Source organism: Sphingopyxis macrogoltabida (genome assembly GCF_001307295.1).
Taxonomy (GTDB): domain Bacteria; phylum Pseudomonadota; class Alphaproteobacteria; order Sphingomonadales; family Sphingomonadaceae; genus Sphingopyxis; species Sphingopyxis macrogoltabida_B.
This window is the reverse complement of record NZ_CP012700.1, coordinates 2,514,212-2,530,940: the sequence shown is the minus strand read 5'-3', so window position 1 is coordinate 2,530,940 and position 16,729 is coordinate 2,514,212. Positions and strand designations below refer to the sequence as shown.

Below are 16,729 nucleotides of genomic sequence, written 5' to 3'. Positions count from 1 at the left end.
TATGGTGAGTTTTTATCGCCTGTCATGACCTGTTTTGCCCGTGGCTGGCGATTAGCCTTGCCGCTAACAGATCAGGAGACTGCACTATGACCGACCAAGCCACTCGTCCGCGCGAGGAGAGCGCCGCCGCCCGCTGGGCCCGCTTCAAACCGATCCGCACCGGCGACGACTATGTCGAATCGTTGCGGGGTCGCGATGTCGAGGTCTGGTTGTTCGGCGAGCGCGTCGAGGAACCCGTCGACCATCCGATCATCCGGCCGTCGATCAACGCGCTGAAGATGACCTATGACCTCGCCATCGACGATCCCGAGCTGGCGACCGCACACAGCGATTTGATCGACGCGCCGGTCAACCGCTTCCTCCACATCGTCGGTTCGCCGCAGGATCTGGTGATGAAGAACCGGATGCAGCGCCGCATGGGGCAACTCACCGGTACGTGCTTCCAGCGCTGCGCCGGGCTCGACACGATCAGTGTGCTCCACTCGATCACTTTCGACATCGATGCGAAGCACGGCACGTCGTACCACCAGCGCTATCTCGATTTCATGGCGGAGGCGCAGCGGAACAACATCATCCTCGGCGCCGGGATGACCGACCCCAAGGGCGACCGGTCGAAGCGTCCGCACGAACAGGCCGACCCCGACATGTTCATGCATGTGACCAGGCGGACCGACGCGGGGGTCTATGTCACCGGGGCGAAGGCGCATATGACCGGCGGGCTCAACTCGCACTGGATCTGCGTCATGCCGACGATGAACATGGGCGAGGCCGATCGCGACTTCGCGATCGTCGGGCTCGTCCCCGGCGATGCGGCGGGCATCACCTATATCTACGGCCGCCAGTCGTGCGACACGCGCGCGATGGAAAAGGGCGACATCGACCAGGGCAATGCGCGCTTCGGCGGGCAGGAGGTGCTCGTCGTCTTCGACAATGTCTTCATCCCGCAAGAACATGTGCTGATGGACGGCGAATATGAATTTGCGCAGGACATGGTCGCGCGCTTCACCGCCTATCACCGTGCGTCCTACGTGTGCAAAACCGGGCTCGGCGACGTGATGGTCGGCGCCGCGGCGCAGGTTGCCGATTACAACGGCGCCGAGGCGGCGAGCCATATCAAGGACAAGCTCGTCGAGATGACGCACCTCAACGAGACGATCTATTCGTCCGCAATCGCGTCGAGCCACGAGGCGAAGCAACTGCCGTCGGGCATCTTCATGAACGACGCGATGCTCGCCAATGTCTGCAAGCATAATGTGACGCGCTTTCCCTATGAGATTTCCCGGCTGGCGCAGGATCTGGCGGGCGGGATCATGGTGACGATGCCGTCGGATGCCGATTTCAAGAATGAGCAGATCGGCCCGATCCTCGAGAAATATATGAAGGGCAAACACAATGTCCCGGTCGAGTTTCGTCAGCGCATCCTGCGGCTGATCGAGAATATGACGCTCGGCCGCAACGCGGTCGGCTATCTGACGGAGTCGTTGCATGGAGCGGGGTCGCCGCAGGCGCAGCGCATCCAGATATTGCGCGGCATGGAAGTCGAGCGGAAGAAGGGGCTTGCGCGCGACCTTGCAGGAATCGCGGAAGAATAACGGCGTCGCGGCCGGGAGGAGAGACGATGGACGTTCCGGTGATCGCGATCTGCGGCATCGCGACCGACGAGGCGAGCTGGCAGGGCATGCCCGTCGATCGCATCTTCGTGCCCGTCGAACCGACGATCGACGCGATGGCCGATGCGATCGCTGCCGAGCTTCCCGCCCGCTTCGCGCTCTGCGGCCATTCGATGGGCGGCTACGTCGCGCTCGAAATCGCGGCGCGGATGCTGGAACGGCTTGCGGGCCTCGCCTTGCTGAGCAGCGCCTGCACCGCCGACGGTGACGCGGCGAAGGCGGGACGCCGCACGGCGATCGAGCAGGCACGCGCCGATTTTCCGGCGCTCGCCAATCGCCTCGCCCGCGCGATGCTGTCGCGGACGAGCCGCGCCGATGCCGGCCTGCTCTCCGATACGCACGCGATGCTGCTGCGCTGCGGCGGCGAACGCTTCGCCGGGCAGCAAGCGGCGGCGATGACGCGCGCTGATCGCTGCGGATTGCTGGCAACGCTGGCGGTCCCCGCCTTGGTGCTGGCGGGTGAGGACGATGCCATCGTTCCGCCCGACCGGTCGCGCGAGATGGCGGCGGCCCTGCCTGAGGCGCTGTTGCACCTCATTCCCGGCTGCGGTCATATTCCCCAGCGTGAAGCGCCCGTCGCGACGGCCGCAGCGATCGCCGCCTGGCGCGAAAGGATGGCGTCATGAAACCCGAAGCATATAGGCTCGATCCGGCCACCTATCCGCGCCTTAAGGCGGTGCCGATCCGCTTTTCCGATGTCGACATGTTCCGCCACCTCAACAATGTCGCGACCGGACAATTTTACGAAGAGGCGCGTTTCGAACTGCTCGCCGAGGCGCGCGAACTGGTGACGAAGGACGACCGCAGCGCCCTCGTCATCGCGAACGTCAACACCAGCTTTCTCGGGCAGGCGCGCTATCCGGGGACGATCGACGTCGGGACGGGGATATTGCGCATTGGCGAGCGTTCGCTCGTGATCGCGCAAGGCCTGTTCATCGATGGCAAATGCATCGGTATCGCCGACAGCACGGTGGTATCGACGGGGCGGGCGGGTGCCGCTCCGATCGCCGAAGCGATCCGGGCCTTCCTGTCGTCGCTGGCGATCGCCTAGCCCGGCGGTTCAAGCCCGAACTGTTCGAAGGTGAAGCTGTGGCGCGCGTTCGACGGCAGCGCCGCGAGCGCGGTCATCGTGCCGTTCTCCAGCCGGAAATGCCAGGTCTGCTCGATCTTCGGCGCGCGCGCGGCAAAGGCGGCGGGATCGAGCAAGGCTATATTGGCGCGGTGGTCTGGGTCGCGCACCGAGGCATAGCGGATCGACTGTGCATCGATGCTGCGCGCGTCGGCGGCAAAGGCCTGGCACGCCGTGTAGTCGTCGGGGTGCATCCACAGCGTCGCGTCGTCGGTAAAGGGCGCGGCGGTCAGGTCGAGCCCGCGGTCGAGGGCCACGGGGACCGAAATCGCCGAATGCTCGACCGTCGTGCGTGGCGGCTGGAACCCCGGTGAACGCGAAAAGAACAGCAGCCGCCAATAGGCGGTCTCGGCGACCGCGGTCGCGGCCTGTTCGGCGGCGTAGAAGATGCCGGGGCGCTCGTTCGCCCGGCGAAAGCGCGATGCCTTTTTATAGCCGTAGCGAAAGGGGGTGGCGAGAAGATAGTGCAGATCGCGCGCCGCGCGGGGCAGGGGCGGCTTCACCTCCTCGACGAGCTGTTCGAGCACCGCCTGATCGCCGGCGGTTCCCGTGAGGCGATTGGTCGAGATCCGGTGCTGCGCCTCGACCAGCCGCCAGAGCTTGGCGCGATAGGGCCAGAAATTGGCCGCCGTCGGGACGATGTCAGACCTGCGCGCGATAGTCGTCGACATAGTCGGCCACATCGCTGAGACCGCGGATCGAGCGGACAAGGTCGATCGGCCGGCCGCCGAGGTCGAGGTTCGCGGTCTTGAGCCACGAAATCGACGCGGCATCGTCGCTGCCCATCAGCGCGTCGAGGCTGCGGAACAGGCGAACCAGATACTGGCCGAGCTCGAATTCCTTGCCCGACCGGTCGAGCCGCACGCTGCCCGACCGCAGCCGCGACGCGGTGGCGGACGAGAGGCCGAGGATCGCGCCGAGCTGTTCGTTGGTCAGCCGCCAGCAGGCGGCGATGCGCACGACCGCTTCGGAGAGGATGCGGCCCTGATCGGCCTGCTTGGCGAGTTGGGTTGCCATGTCATTCATCCGAACAAAATATATACAAGTCATTCATAGGAATGACTGTGTCATTTTGCAAGGGGTAGGTGTCAGCCGCCTGCACCATCCAGCCGTTCGACGATCATCGCGGCGCCCACGCCCATCGCGCCGGTCAGCACGACAAGGCCGTATCGACCGGCGCATGCATCGAGCGCATCGAGCAGGGTCGAAGTCAGGATCGCGCCGCTGGCGCCCATCGGATGGCCTTTGGCGAGATGGCCGCCGCTGACGTTGACGCGTGAGGGGTCGGCGTCGCGGTCGCGGAGGAATTTGGCGATGGTGACCGCGAACGCCTCCATGAATTCGATGCGATCCATGTCGGCCAGCGTCATGCCGGTGCGCGCCAGTACCTTGTCCATCGCCGCGAACCCGGCGGTCAGCGAGGCGGCGGGGTCGCCGCCGCTTTCGGCAAAGGCGACGACGCGGGCGCGCGGCGCGGGGCCGAGGCCTTCGGCGCCGACGAGCGCGAGACCCGCGCCATCGCAGATCGGCGGCGCGTGCGCGATACCGTGGCGCGGTTCGAAGCGTGCGTCTTCGAGCGCGCCCGCATATTCTTCCTGCAGTGCGCCGAAGACCGGCGGTGCGGCGGCAAGCGATTCCGCCGTGGTTTGTGGCCGGATACACTCCTCGCCGGCGAGCGCACCGGTCGCGATGCGCGAATGCTGGAGCAGCGGATTGCGTTCGGTCGCCGCCGCTTTCTGCTGCGACGCGAGAGTGACTGCATCGAGTTCGGCGCGCGTGATCCCCTCGGCCGACGCGAGCCGATCAGCGGCAAGCACTGGCGGCACGAAACGCGCCCGCGGGGGCAGTTCCGCATTCGCATAGAAGCTCGCCTGATCGCCGAGGAACGGGCTCTGGCTCATCGACTCGACGCCGCCCGCGAGAATGACGGCGGCTTCGCTGCTCGCCACCTTCGCCACCGCCTGACCGATCGCCGACAGCCCCGAGGCGCAATAATTGTTGATGCTGTGCGCGGCGCAGGCGTCGGGCAGTCCCGCATGCAGCTTCGCCAGCATCGCGATATGTCCGCCCTGTGCGCCGCTCTGCGTGACGCAGCCGAGGATCAGCGCCTCGGGCGCGAAGTCGCCGCAACGCGTGACCAGCGCCGCTACTTGCTGGCGCACCAGTTCATGCGGGCTCAGGCCCGCGAGCCCGCCATCGGGCCGCGCCTTGCCGCGCGGCGTGCGGACCGCGTCGTAGATGTAAACGTCGATCAAATCACGTGCCGACGACGAAGCTGACCGCGGTCGTCGCGCTGCCGCCGACGTTGAAGGTCGCGAAATTCTTCGCGCCTTCGACCTGATAATCGCCGGCATTCCCGGTGACCTGCCGCCAACTGTCGAGCAGCATTCGCACCCCCGTCGCGCCCACCGGGTGCCCCAGCCCGATCAGCCCGCCCGACGGATTGACTGGCAGCTTGCCGCTCAATGCAATCGTCCCGTCCTCGACCGCGCGCCAGCTTTCGCCCGGCTTGGTGATGCCGAAATGGTCGATCGCCATATATTCGGTGATCGAGAAACAGTCGTGCACCTCGACCCCGTCGCAGGCATAGATGTCGGGCATCTCGGCGCGGCGCAGCGCGTCCATCATCGCCTTGCGCACGCTCGGGAAGACATAGTCGCCGCCGCGGCTGTCCGCGACCTTGGTCGAATAGAGCAGCGGCGCGGTGGCGTGGCCCCAGCCCTTGATGCGCGGAATGCTCTCCAAGGGGATACTGCGGCGCTTCGCATATGTTTCGGCGACCTCACGCGAGGCGAGGAAGATCGCGGCAGCGCCGTCGGTGACTTGCCCGCAATCGGACTTGCGGAGCGAACCTTCGATCAGCGGATTAACCTCGTCATTCTCGCCGAGATGATCGTCAGTCACCGCCCAGCCGCGGGTCTGCGAGTTCGGGTTCCTCTTGGCATTGGCAAAATTATTGGCCGAAATGCCGCGCAGATGCACGCGGTCGAGCCCGAAGCGTTCCTCATATTCCTCGGCAACGCGCGCGAACATATACGGCCAGAGGTACCGCGCCTCCTGCGCCTCGCGGCCAGCCCAAGCCGCGGCGCCGAGATATTCGGCGGCGCGCTGGCCGGGAACGTTGCGCATCAGTTCGATGCCGAGCACGAGCGCAAGGCCATAGCGTTCAGCTTCGATTTCCGCCGCGGCGGCGAGGATCGCGATGCTGCCCGACGCACAGGCGGCCTCGTGGCGCGATGCGGGGATGCCCGCGAGGTCGGGGTGGACATGACCGAAGAAGCCGCCGAGCTGGCCCTGTCCCGCGAAAAGCTCGCCGACGAAATTGCCGACATGCGCGGTCTCGACTTCCTTGGGCTCGATCCCCGTCGCGACGAACGCTGCTTCGGCAACGTCGCGAAACAGCTCGAACAAGCCGCCGCCTTCGCGTTCGAGGTTGCGCGAAAAATCGGTCTGCGCGCCGCCGAGGATGAAGACGTCCTTTGCCATGTCAGGCTTCCTTTTCGAGAGTGGCGAGCGCCATTTCGCGCACTTCGCTGCGCATCACCTTGTTGGTGACGTTGCGCGGCAGTGCGTCGAAGCGGAACAGGTGCTCGGGCAGTTTGAACACTGCGAGGTCGTGGCCGCGCAGATAGTCGGCAACCTCGCCGATCCCGACATCGTCCGCCCCGCGCGGGACATAGGCGAGGCCGATACGCTCGCCCATCGTCGGGTCGGGGAGCGAGAAGGTGCAGGCTTCGGCGAGGAGCGGATGGCCGCCGAGCAACTGGTCGATCTCCTCGGGCGAAATGTTCACCCCGCCGCGGATGATCAGGTCCTTGCAGCGGCCGACGAAGCGATAGAAGTCGCCGCCCCCGGCGATCTCGAACAGGTCGCCGGTGCGGAACCAGCCGTCGTCGGTGAAGGCCTCGGCGGTGCGCTCGGGCGCGTTGTAATAGCCCTCGAACAGCGTCGGCCCGCGGATCTGCAATTCGCCCGACACGCCGTCGGCCTCGATCGCATCGCCGCCGCCGGGCGGGACGAGGCGGCTTTCGATATTGGGCGCGCGGCCCTCGCCATAGGGGCGCTGATAGGTGCCGCGCCGCGGGAACAGGCTCGCGCGCTTGTCGGGGTCGGGCATGTCGCACTCGCCGGTGATGAAGCTCATCCCCTCGTTCGATCCGAAGACGTTGACGATGATGATGCCGAGCTTTTCCTGAAAGCCGCGCACCATCGCGGGCGCGAGCGGCGCCGAGCCCGAGGCGATGACGCGCAGGCTGGAGAGGTCGACCGACGCCAGCAACGCCTCATTCTGGAGCAGCATGTTGAGCACCGCGGGCGGCGCGATCGTCAGGCTCGGCCGCTCGGTCGCGATCTGTTTGAGGTAGATGCCGGGGTCGAAGGGGTGGTGCAGCACCATCGTCCCCGCGCTGGTCAGCCAGCACATGGTGATGCCGCCGATGCTCGCCATGTTGATGAGCGGGAAGGGGTTGAGCAGCACATCGCCGGGCCCGACCTTCATCGCTTCATAGCCCGCGCCCGCAACCGCGATCCAGTGATTGTGGCTGCGCGGGACGCCCTTGGGCACGCCGGTGGTGCCCGAGGTCCAGCAGATGGTGAAGATATCGTCGGCGTCGACCGGGTTCGCGGCGACATGCGCGGCCAGGGCGGCTTCGTCGCCCGCGGCGGTCGAGAGGTCGAGTGCGTCGGCAGGTGGGTTGGGACCGAAAGTCATTAACCGGATGCCGTCGAGCAATGGCGCCGCGACGCCGACATGGTCGCATCCCTTGACCTGCGTCGCGCAAACGAAGGCTTTGGGCTCGACCACGCTGATCATGCCCTTCAGCTCATGGCTGCGATATTGCACCGCTGCCGGGCTGACGATTGCGCCGATCTGCGCGGCCGCAAAATAGAGCGCAACGAACTCGCTGATATTGGGAAGCTGGACAAGCAGCACGTCGTCCTTGCCGATTCCCGCCTTGACGAGCGCGCCCGCGAGCCGGTCGATCTCGGCTGCCAGTTCGGCGTAATTCAGCCGCTGCGGCTCACCGAAAGCGAAGTCGCCGCGATTGGGGGCATCGACCAGCGCCAGCCGGTCTGGATGCGTTACGGCATTGGCCGCGAACAGGCTGGCGAAGGTCTCGTCGCCCCACCAGCCGCTCTCGCGATGTCGCCGCCTTTTATCCTCTCCCGCGACGATCATCTCAGGCGGCCAGCACGCTGTTTTCGCCCATGCCGATATCGTCGCCGCTCGCCCAGACGCTGTGCGTGCCCGAGCAGATACGTTCGGGCAGGATGATCCGGCACACCGGGCCTGCGCCGACATTCTTGGCGTCGATCAGCACGCATTCGCTGGTGTCGGTCTCGAGATCGGCGATGAAGGAGACGAGATAGCCGTCGTCCTCGTCTTTGGCATCGATGCGCGGTGCAAAGGGCGCCTCGCTGCCGAAGCGGCCGGGACCGAATTCATACTCCTCGCTCGTCCCCGCATCGAGGTCATGCTTCACCAGCCCGCGGAACAGGAACCAGCCCGGCTCGGGGATCGCGCTATAGGCGTAGCGATAGGGCTTGCCCGCATAGCGGTGGTTGAACATGCCGAATTCGAGATCGCGATCGTCGAGCCTTTGCTCGGTCGTCTCGCCGGTCTTCAGGTTGAATCGCCAGCGGTGAAGGCGTGGTTTGAGCAACCCTTGGTCGAGATAGGCCATCATCCGCTCCAATCCTTCCGGGGCATTGGGATAGGACTTCGGCATCGGCTCTTCCTGATAATAGCCGTCGAGGATGATCTCGTCGCTTTCCTCCCACGCGTTGAGCCAATGCAGCGTGTAGGTCGGCTCGGCCTCGAACCAGCGGATATCCTCGGGCTGCCCATGCCGCGGGATGATCGCGAAGCGCGTCTTTTCGTCGGGGTGGAACTGGACGACGTGCAGCTGTCGCTCAAGCAGTTCCTCGTTCCAGTAGAGCGGCATGTCGTTGAGGATCGTGTAATTCTTCGTGAACGCCATGTCGTGCGGCAGGCGCGGCCCCGCGAGCGGCACCGGGATATAATGCTTCAGCTTGTTGTCCGACCCCACGACGCCATAATGCATATAGGGCGCGTGCTTCGAATAGTTGAAGAACATCAGCTCGCCGGTCGCGAGGTCGACCTTGCAATGTGCAGAAATCCCGTCGAGCGGCACCCAGCTTTCGGTGCCAAACTGTTCGAGCGTGAAGGGGTCGAGCCGGTACGCCTCGCCGCACTGGTAGAAGGTCGAGATAATCTTCCCCGCGTGGATCGCGACGTCGGTCGAGGATGAATCCTTGAGCCACTCCTGCGCCCCCCAGCCGTGGCGGGTAGACTTGTGCGGCGGTTCCATCAGCCCGGCCCATAGCGAACGGCCGGCTTCCTTCTCGGCCTCGAACCCCTTGGTGCGCACGAAGCGGCTGCGATAGCTCGCGCGGCCGTCCTTGAACGAGATGGCGTGGATGAAGCCGTCGCCGTCGAACGGATGATAACGCCCGATCGGCTCGTGGATCTGGTTCTCGCCGGTGCGCACGTAAACGCCGTCGATGTCGGTCGGGATCTTTCCGATCACCTCGGCATCGCCATTGGCGAAGATCGCGTTCCACTCATTATAGGTCGGGCGCCACGCGTCCTTCATATAGGGGTGATCGTTCGGCTGGATCGTGGTCCGGATCGTGTCGACGAGTTCGGCGGTCATGCGGGGACTCCTTCGGCGGCAGCAAAACGCGGCCTTGCGGCGGCGGCATCATATTCCTCGACGAGGCGGTCGACGATGGTCGCGACGGGTTCGACCGCGCGGACGGCGCCGACGCCTTGCCCGGCGGACCAGACATTTTTCCATGCCTTGGCATCGTCCTGCGCGTCGGAGAAGTTCGGGCGCTTGTCCTCGGGCATGTTCGCTGGGTCGTAGCCCGCAGCGATCAGGCTCGATTTCAGCCAGTTGGCGGTCACCCCGGTGATGCCCTTTGAAGGAATGATATCCTCCGCGCCGGCGGCGACAACCATATCCTTATAGGGCTGCACCGCCATGCTCTCGGCGCAGGCAATCAGCGAGGTGCCGAGATAGGCGAGGTCGGCGCCCAAAATCTCCGCCGCGCGCACCGCATGTCCGGTCGAGATCGCGCCGCCGAGCACCAGCGGGCCGTCCCAGAACTGGCGGACCTCCTCGACAAAGGCGAAGCCTGCGGTGGCGCCGGTATGTCCGCCGGCACCCGCGGCGACGAGCACCAGCCCGTCGACTCCCGCAGCAGCGGCCTTGCGCGCAAAGCCCACCGAATTGACGTCGGCGAACACCAGCCCGCCATACGAGTGGATCTCCTCGACCACCCGCGCCGGGCTGCCGAGCGCAGTGATCACCAGCGGTACCTTGTGACGCACGACGCAGGTGAGATCGTCGGGCAGGCGGCTGTTCGACGGATGAACGACGAGATTGACCGCCCAGGGCGCCGCATCGGGATTGTTCGAGAGCGCCGCGTTGATCCGGCTCACCCAATCCTCGAGGTCTGCCGACGTGCGCGCGTTGGGGGCGGGGAAGCTGCCGATGACGCCCGAGCGCGACGCTGCGATCACCATCTCGGGACCTGACACGAGAAACATCGGCGCGGCGATTGCCGGCAGCCGAAGATTGCGCGTGAGCGCCGGTGGAAGGCCGTTTTTCGGCACTGTTATGCTCTCCCGAATTATCTGACTTGCATAACGATACTTAAAGACGATAAGAGTCGCAAGGCCAGAAAAACATCGCGGGTGCCCCCGACGATGGTGGGAGGGAGAGAGATTATGAAAACCAGCTTTGCTGTGCTGTTCGCCGCGACCGCGCTCGCCACGCCCGGAATCGCCCTTGCGCAGGAAACGGCGCCTGCCGACACGCAGGGCGGGCTCGAGGAAATCATCGTCACTGCACAGAAGCGCGCCGAGGGCCTGTCGGACGTGCCGATCTCGATTTCCGCGATCAGCGGCAAACAGGTCGAAAATTATGGCCAGACCAACCTCGAACAGATCAGCTCGTCGGTCCCGAACCTGAAGATTACCCAGACCGCGATCGCCAACCGCATCGCGATCCGCGGCATCGCGTCGGGCGACAACAAGGGCTTCGAACAGTCGGTCGCGATGTTCGTCGATGGCGTCTATTACGGCCGCGACCAGCTATCGCGCCTGCCGCTCATCGACATGGAGCGCGTCGAGGTGTTGCGCGGGCCGCAGCCGACCCTGTTCGGGAAAAATGCCATCGCCGGCGCGGTCAACATCACGACGCGCAGCCCGACCGACGAATTCGAAGGCATGGTCAGCGGGCTGTATGAATTCAATCACAAGGAATTCCAACTCAGCGGCGTGCTCTCGGGGCCGCTGACCGAGGGCGTCGAGGCGCGCGTCGTCGGCTATTACCGGACGATGGACGGCTATTTCTATAACCAGAAGCTCGACCGCAACGAACCGAACGTCGACGAGAAATATTTCCGCGGTAAGCTGGAGTTCGATCGCGGCGGGCCGTTCGTCGCCGAACTCAAGCTCGAATATGCCGACTTCGAGGCGAAGGGCCAGCCGCGCGATGTGTTCGGCGCGGTCGGCAACTATAACGCCGTGTTCCAGGGGCCCTTCTTCGTTAGCACCGACCCCGACTATGTCCGCGAGGACAATGGCTATCAAAGCCGCAACAAGGTGTTCGGCGCGACGCTGAACATGGACCTCGAAGTCGGCGAACATACGCTGACCTCGGTGTCGTCGCTGCTCGACTACAAGACGCGCGAGATCGTCGACGTCGATTTCTCGGGCATCAGCTTCCTCGACGGCACCAATTTGCGCGAGGATTACCGGCAATTTTCGCAGGAGCTTCGCCTGACCTCGCCCGGCGGCGAGACGTTCAACTATATTGCCGGCGTCTATTACCAGCACGCAAAGCTGGATGTGCAGGACTTCACTCTGTTCAACCCGACCTTCCTTGCCTTGGGCGCGCCGTTCAGCGCGCTCGGCGACACGCGCAACGACCGCGATTATAACCAGAAGTCGGACCTGATTTCGGCCTTCGCGCAGGGCGAACTCGCGCTCAGCGACCGCTTTCGCATCACCGCCGGCGCACGCTTCAACCATGAGAAGAAGAGCGGCAGCCGCACGCTTGCGATCGTTCAGGGCCCGCTTAGCACCGCGCCCGCGCCGGTCGTTGCCGCGGTGTTCCGCGCCCTCAATATCGAGGCGCACAGCATCTCGGGCAAGCTCAGCGAAGACAGCTTCAATCCGATGGTCAATGTCCAGTATGACGCCACTGATGATCTGATGCTCTACGGCTCCTATGCCAAGGGCACCAAGGCGGGCGGCTTCGACATTCGCTCGAACTCGCTGCCGACGTCGACCACGGTGGCCAAGCCGGGGGCTTTCGAGTTTCAGGATGAGAGCGCGGACAATTTCGAGGCGGGGCTGAAATACAAGGGCCCCAATGTCGCGTTCAACCTCTCGCTCTACCGCACAACCTACAAGGATCTGCAGGTCAATATTTTCGACGGCACGCTGAACTTCAACGTTCGCAACGCTGCGGGCGCGCGGACGCAGGGTGTCGAGGCCGATTTCCGCGCTGCGCTTGCCGATGGGCTGACGGTCAGCGGTGCGGTCGCCTATCTCGACTTTACATTCACCAACTTCACCGATGGCCAATGCTATTATCTGCAGGTTCCGGGGCCGAACGGCTTCTGCGACTATTCGGGCAAGCGCAATGCCTTGAGCCCCAAATGGTCGGGCAACCTCAACGTCGACTATACGACCCCCGTTACGAGCGGGCTGAAGGTGGCGCTCAACGTGAATGCCGACTTCTCCTCCTCCTATATTGCGTCGGCCAATCTCGATCCGCGGACGCATCAGGACGGCTATGTGAAGCTCGGCGCGCGGCTGGCGCTCGCCGAAATCGAGGACCGCTGGGAAATCGCGCTGATCGGCCGCAACCTGACCAACCAGCGGATTCTGCAGACGGCGAGTTCGATGCCGCTCGCGACGACGATCACGCGCAATGCGGGCAATGCCTATAACGGTATCGTCGATCGGCCGCGGACGATCGCAGTACAACTGACCGGGCGCTTCTGATGGTTGCGGGGAGGGCGGTTCGCCGCCCTCCCGCCATGGGTGCCGGCCTTGCCGCTGCATCGCCCTTGGTCTAGGGGCGGCACGGATTGAAGGATGGCGACGGCTTGAAACACGAACGCACGATCAGGGCCTGTTCGATCTGGCGCGCGCTCGATGTCGTCGGCGATGTCCCGGTCCTGCTGATCATGGAGCAGGCGTTTCTGGGCACCCACAGCTTCGACGAGTTCGTCGCGCGCACAGGCCTTGCGCGGTCGGTCGTCAACGGGCGGCTCAAGAAGCTGGTCGAGGAGGACTGCCTTGCCAAGGTCGCCAAGAAGGGCGCACGCGGTTTTCATTATTTCCTGACTCCGAAGGGCCGCGACCAGTTTCCCAACGCGCTGATGATGCTGCGCTGGCAGCACAAGTGGGAAGCAGCGAGCCGCGATTTTCAGGTCCGGTTGCACCATGCGAGTTGCGGCCATGCGACCGAACCGGTGCCTGCGTGCGAACATTGCCGTGCCGAAATCGACGCGCGCGACGTGTCGTGGCGCGAAGGGCCGGGGCTGGTACAGGTCACACCTGCTTATGAACGCCGTCGCTTCTGCGGCGAGGTCGGCGCGCGGCGGCCGGGCGGTCGCCCGCTCGTCGACACGATGATCGAGCTGTTCGGCGACCGCTGGGCGACGCTCGTCGTCCGCGCGATGTTCACACGGATCAACCGCTTCGACGATATCCAGCGCGATACGCTGATGGCGACGAACATCCTGACCGGGCGGCTCGAACGGCTCGTCAGGCAGGGCATCTTGCGGACTGCGCCCTATTCGGCGCACGCCGACCGGGTCGAATATAAACTCACCGAAAAGGGCCGCGATCTCTATCCCGTGATCCTCGCGCTGCTCCAGTGGGGCGACCGCTGGTTCTCCGACGAGCGCGGGCCGCCGGTGCTGCTGACGCACAGCCCGTGCGGCCACGACCTGCATATGATCGCGGCGTGCAGCCATTGTGGCGACGAACTGACGCTGGCGAACAGCCGCTTTACCATCGAGGAAGCAGGCTGAGCAGGCCGCGTGCGGGACAAGTCACCGGCCCGCCCGAATGCCGCGAAATAATCGTGCGTCACCCACTGGCGCCCGCGCGCCCGACTGGTTACATGGGCCGCCACCGAACGAATCGCGTGCGCCGCCCCGAAAGCGGGAGCGGGCGCCGCCAAGAGCAGAAAGTGGCGCCCCATGGAAATCATTACCGGCCTGACCTTCGACGATGTACTGCTGGTACCCGGGGCGTCGGACATCCTGCCGTCGGACGCCAATCTGTCGACCCAACTGACCAGCGAGATCAACCTCAATATCCCGATTCTGTCGTCGGCGATGGACACGGTGACCGAAGCCGACATGGCCATATTGATGGCGCAGATCGGCGGCATCGGCGTCCTCCACCGCAACCTCACGGTCGAGGAACAGGCGGCGGCGGTGCGGCAGGTCAAACGCTTCGAAAGCGGCATGATCGTCAACCCGATCACCATCACCCCCGACGCGCCGCTTTCCTATGCCACCGCGCTGATGGCGCAGCACCGTATTTCGGGCATTCCCGTTGTCGAAACCGGCGGCAAGCTCGTCGGCATCCTCACCAATCGTGACGTGCGCTTCGCTGACAACCCGGGCCAGCCGGTGCGCGAGCTGATGACCGCCGACAATCTTGCGACCGTGCGCCCCGGCGTCGGGCAGGATGAGGCGCGCAAGCTGCTCCACCAGCGCCGCATCGAAAAGCTGCTCGTCGTTGACGACGATTATCGCTGCATCGGCCTGATCACCGTCAAGGATATGGAAAAGGCCGTGAACTTCCCTGACGCGACCAAGGATGGCAGCGGTCGCCTGCGGGTCGCGGCGGCGACGAACACCGGCGACACTGGCGTCGAGCGTGCCGAGGCGTTGCTCGAGGCCGAATGCGACCTGATCGTCGTCGATACCGCGCACGGCCACAGCAAGGGTGTCGGGGTTACCGTCGAACGCATCAAGAAACTCTCGAACCGTGTGCAGGTGCTTGCGGGCAACGTCGCCACCGGCGATGCGACCAAGGCGCTGATCGACGCGGGCGCCGACGGCGTGAAGGTCGGTATCGGCCCCGGCTCGATCTGCACGACGCGCATCGTCGCGGGTGTCGGCGTGCCGCAGCTCACCGCAATCCTCGACAGTGTCGAGGCAGCGGCGAAACTCGGCGTCCCGGTGATCGCCGACGGCGGCCTGCGCACGTCGGGCGATGTGGCCAAGGCGCTGGCGGCCGGCGCATCGAGCGTGATGGTCGGCTCGATGCTTGCGGGCACCGCAGAGGCGCCGGGCGAAACCTTCCTTTATCAGGGGCGCACCTATAAGAGCTATCGCGGCATGGGCAGCGTCGGCGCGATGGCGCGCGGCAGCGCCGACCGCTATTTCCAGCAGGATATCAAGGACCAGATGAAGCTGGTTCCCGAAGGCATCGAGGGTCAGGTGCCGTTCAAGGGGCCCGCAAAGGACGTCATCCACCAGATGGTCGGCGGCGTGAAGGCGGCAATGGGCTATACCGGCAGCCGCACGCTTAAGGACTTCCGCGAGCGCGCCAAGTTCGTGCGCATCACCAATGCCGGGCTGCGCGAAAGCCATGTCCACGACGTCGCGATCACGCGCGAAGCGCCGAACTATCCGGCAGGCTAAGGGCGGCGGATGACGCCCGCGGCGCGTATTCAGGCGGCGATCGAGATTCTCGATGCCATCGCCGCAGCCGCGCGCGAGGGCGGCGCGCCCGCCGATGCGATCTTCGCCGAAGCGATGCGCGCGCGGCGCTATGCCGGGTCGAAAGACCGGCGCGCGATCCGCGCCCACGTTTATGATGCGATCCGCCTCGTTCGGTCGGCGCCCGCGTCTGGCCGCGCCGCGATGCTTGCCCTTGCCGACGCCGATCGGGATGTCGCGGCATTGTTCGACGGTTCCGCCTATGGCCCGGCACCCATCGCGCCCGGGGAAGCACGCGCCGAAAGCGGGGTTGCCGCGGAGGCCTTGATCGGCCTGTTCGACCCGCTGGTGGGTGAGCACGAGCATGAAGCGATGCTCGTCCGTGCGCCGCTCGACCTTCGCGCCAACCGGCTCAAGGCGGTACGCGACGAAATTACGGCTCTCTTCCCCGAAGGCTCGGCTATCCGGGGCGCCGACGACGGCTGGCGTCTGCCACCCGAAACCGCCGCCGTTCAGCATCCGGCCTATGCGGATGGCCTGTTCGAGGTGCAGGATGCGGCGAGCCAATATGCCTCGGCCGCGCTCGACGCCGGCCCCGAGCAGGCGATCGTCGATCTCTGTGCGGGCGGCGGCGGCAAGACGCTCGCCATCGCCTCGCTGGCCGGGAATGGCGCCGATATTCTCGCAAGCGACACCAATCGCGCGCGGCTCCAGCAATTGCCGCCGCGCGCGACACGCGCCGGAGCGAGCAACATCGAGACGCGCCTCCTCGACCCCGGCAAGGAAGCCGACATGCTGGCGGACCGGCGGGGCCGCGCGGACCGGGTCTTCGTCGATGCGCCCTGCTCGGGTAGCGGCACCTGGCGGCGTAGCCCCGAATTGCGCTGGCGGTTGACCCCGTCGCGGCTCGAACGCCACCTTGCGGACCAGCGGAAACTGATCGACCTCGGTGCCGATCTTGTGGCGCCGGGCGGCAAACTCCTCTATGCTGTCTGCTCGGTCATCGAGCGCGAGGGGCGGGCACAGGTGGACGATTTTCTGAACCGGCACAGCGGCTGGACGGCCGACAGCGGCTATTTGCCCGATGGTATCGGCCGCGCGGCGGGCGCGGGATTTTTGCTGACTCCGGCGCACGACGGATGTGACGGATTTTTCCTCGCGCGGTTGACACGGCCATGTTAGCATCGCCCCGAATGAAGAA

General features: G+C 65.3%; 14 protein-coding genes. 7 read left to right on the top strand and 7 right to left on the bottom strand.

The annotated features are described in order from the left end of the window. Window positions 1-86 precede the first annotated feature (86 nt). Genes AN936_RS11935 through AN936_RS11925 form a run of 3 tightly spaced genes read left to right on the top strand, consistent with a single transcriptional unit; the run spans window position 87 to window position 2,721 of the window. The gene (locus tag AN936_RS11935; protein ID WP_054588352.1) at window positions 87-1,592 is read left to right on the top strand and encodes a 4-hydroxyphenylacetate 3-hydroxylase family protein; all 1,506 of its coding nucleotides are present in this window, start codon (window positions 87-89) and stop codon (window positions 1,590-1,592) included. 26 nt (window positions 1,593-1,618) lie between these two features. After that, a complete protein-coding gene (locus tag AN936_RS11930; RefSeq protein WP_054588351.1) occupies window positions 1,619-2,296 on the top strand; it encodes an alpha/beta fold hydrolase in 678 nt (225 codons plus the stop codon). After that, a complete protein-coding gene (locus AN936_RS11925) occupies window positions 2,293-2,721 on the top strand; it encodes an acyl-CoA thioesterase (RefSeq protein WP_054588350.1) in 429 nt (142 codons plus the stop codon). Before AN936_RS11930 ends, AN936_RS11925 begins: the two co-directional genes overlap by 4 nt. Here the strand turns inward: AN936_RS11925 and AN936_RS11920 are convergent. The 7 genes from AN936_RS11920 to AN936_RS11890 form a co-directional block, all read right to left on the bottom strand. After that, a complete protein-coding gene (locus AN936_RS11920; RefSeq protein ID WP_054588349.1) occupies window positions 2,718-3,470 on the bottom strand; it encodes an RES family NAD+ phosphorylase in 753 nt (250 codons plus the stop codon). The two genes, AN936_RS11925 and AN936_RS11920, sit on opposite strands and share 4 nt — an antisense overlap. Next, window positions 3,442-3,816 (bottom strand): MbcA/ParS/Xre antitoxin family protein, encoded by a 375-nt coding sequence (locus AN936_RS11915; protein WP_054590257.1) that lies wholly within the window; start codon window positions 3,814-3,816, stop codon window positions 3,442-3,444. Before AN936_RS11915 ends, AN936_RS11920 begins: the two co-directional genes overlap by 29 nt. 71 nt (window positions 3,817-3,887) lie before the next feature. Beyond that, entirely contained in the window at window positions 3,888-5,054 is a 1,167-nt protein-coding gene (locus AN936_RS11910; protein ID WP_054588348.1) for a thiolase family protein, read from the bottom strand. Between the two features lies 1 nt (window position 5,055). Next, a complete protein-coding gene (locus AN936_RS11905; protein ID WP_054588347.1) occupies window positions 5,056-6,285 on the bottom strand; it encodes an acetyl-CoA acetyltransferase in 1,230 nt (409 codons plus the stop codon). 1 nt (window position 6,286) lies between these two features. Further along, window positions 6,287-7,978, bottom strand: a complete 1,692-nt coding sequence (locus AN936_RS11900) for a class I adenylate-forming enzyme family protein (protein ID WP_054588346.1) — start codon at window positions 7,976-7,978, stop codon at window positions 6,287-6,289. Between the two features lies 1 nt (window position 7,979). Continuing rightward, window positions 7,980-9,476 carry a carotenoid oxygenase family protein gene (locus AN936_RS11895; RefSeq protein WP_054588345.1) on the bottom strand — a complete coding sequence of 499 codons (1,497 nt, stop codon included), beginning with the start codon at window positions 9,474-9,476 and terminating at the stop codon, window positions 7,980-7,982. Then, window positions 9,473-10,375, bottom strand: coding sequence for an NAD(P)H-dependent flavin oxidoreductase (locus AN936_RS11890; RefSeq protein WP_234715546.1), 903 nt, complete (start codon window positions 10,373-10,375; stop codon window positions 9,473-9,475). Before AN936_RS11890 ends, AN936_RS11895 begins: the two co-directional genes overlap by 4 nt. A gap of 180 nt (window positions 10,376-10,555) precedes the next feature. On the opposite strand from AN936_RS11890, the gene AN936_RS11885 reads away from it, so the two are divergent. From AN936_RS11885 to AN936_RS11870, 4 genes are all read left to right on the top strand, one after another. Further along, entirely contained in the window at window positions 10,556-12,844 is a 2,289-nt protein-coding gene (locus AN936_RS11885; RefSeq protein ID WP_234715545.1) for a TonB-dependent receptor, read from the top strand. Window positions 12,845-12,948: 104 nt separating this feature from the next. Beyond that, window positions 12,949-13,881 (top strand): winged helix-turn-helix transcriptional regulator, encoded by a 933-nt coding sequence (locus AN936_RS11880; protein ID WP_054590256.1) that lies wholly within the window; start codon window positions 12,949-12,951, stop codon window positions 13,879-13,881. A gap of 171 nt (window positions 13,882-14,052) precedes the next feature. Beyond that, entirely contained in the window at window positions 14,053-15,510 is a 1,458-nt protein-coding gene (gene guaB / locus AN936_RS11875) for an IMP dehydrogenase (protein WP_054588342.1), read from the top strand. A gap of 9 nt (window positions 15,511-15,519) precedes the next feature. Beyond that, the gene (locus AN936_RS11870) at window positions 15,520-16,710 is read left to right on the top strand and encodes an RsmB/NOP family class I SAM-dependent RNA methyltransferase (protein WP_054588341.1); all 1,191 of its coding nucleotides are present in this window, start codon (window positions 15,520-15,522) and stop codon (window positions 16,708-16,710) included. The last annotated feature ends 19 nt before the right edge of the window (window positions 16,711-16,729 follow it).